The sequence below is a fragment of the Paenibacillus zanthoxyli JH29 genome (assembly GCF_000520715.1).
Taxonomy (GTDB): Bacteria; Bacillota; Bacilli; order Paenibacillales; family Paenibacillaceae; genus Paenibacillus_AQ; species Paenibacillus_AQ zanthoxyli.
Window position 1 is genome coordinate 1 of the sequence record NZ_ASSD01000173.1, and the last position, 850, is coordinate 850.

The 850-nt window shown below is 63.1% G+C and carries 1 protein-coding gene; it reads right to left on the bottom strand.

From position 1 onward, the window contains the following. Window positions 1-85 precede the first annotated feature (85 nt). Window positions 86-850, bottom strand: a 765-nt coding sequence (locus tag L691_RS0106805) for an S-layer homology domain-containing protein (RefSeq protein WP_025689579.1), incomplete at its 5' end; no start/stop codon positions are given.

Sequence of the window (850 nt, forward strand, 5' to 3'; positions counted from 1 at the left end):
CGCTGCTCATCAGAAACAAAAAAACGGAGCGCCCCCAAGGTTCCAGGAACCCTGCGGATGCTCCGCTTCGTGCTTGATATTACATTTAGTCGATCCAGCCGTTCACCTGAAGCATGCGGTGAATCAAAGCGGCTACTTCCGCTCTTGTTAGCGTATCCTTTGGTCTGAGCTCGCGGGAGCCGTCTCCCTTGACAATGCCGCTGTCAATAAGGTAAGCCGCTGCCGCCGAAGCCCATGGAGACAGCTCGGTCCGATCCGCGAAAGAGGACAGGCTGCTAGTCGTCTTCGCCGTATCGGGTGCGGCGCCGCTTCCTTGGATCAGACGGACGGCGTTATAAACGACCACCATGGCCTGCTCCCTGGTCACCCCGCCGCTGCCGCCAAAGACGCCGCCGGGATAGCCGGACATCAGGCCGAACTTGTGCGCAAGCGCCGCCGGGCCATAGGCCCAAGAGGAGGCGGGCACGTCACTGAAGGCGGCGGAAGGTATCTCTCCGCCCATAAGCCCGAGGCTTCGGACGGAGAGCGCCGCCAGTTCGGCCCGCGTAACCGTGCGGTCCGGCGCAAAACGGCCGTCCCCGCCGCCGGTAAGCATCAAGCGGTCCGCCAGGTCTGCGGCGATGCCTCGGACCCAGTGGTTACGGGTGTCGGAGAAGGAAGTCCTGCCGCTCAGCAGCGCGTAAGTCCGGTAACCGGCTGCCTCGTGGATGACGGCATACCGGATATGGTCCACCGTCTTCAGCGAAGCGGGCACAGCGAACAGCTTTCCTTCATCCCGAACCGTAACTGCGGCAATCCCGCCTTGGGCTCCCGCCTGCTCTGCCGGGACTGCCATCAGCAGTTCAACCGG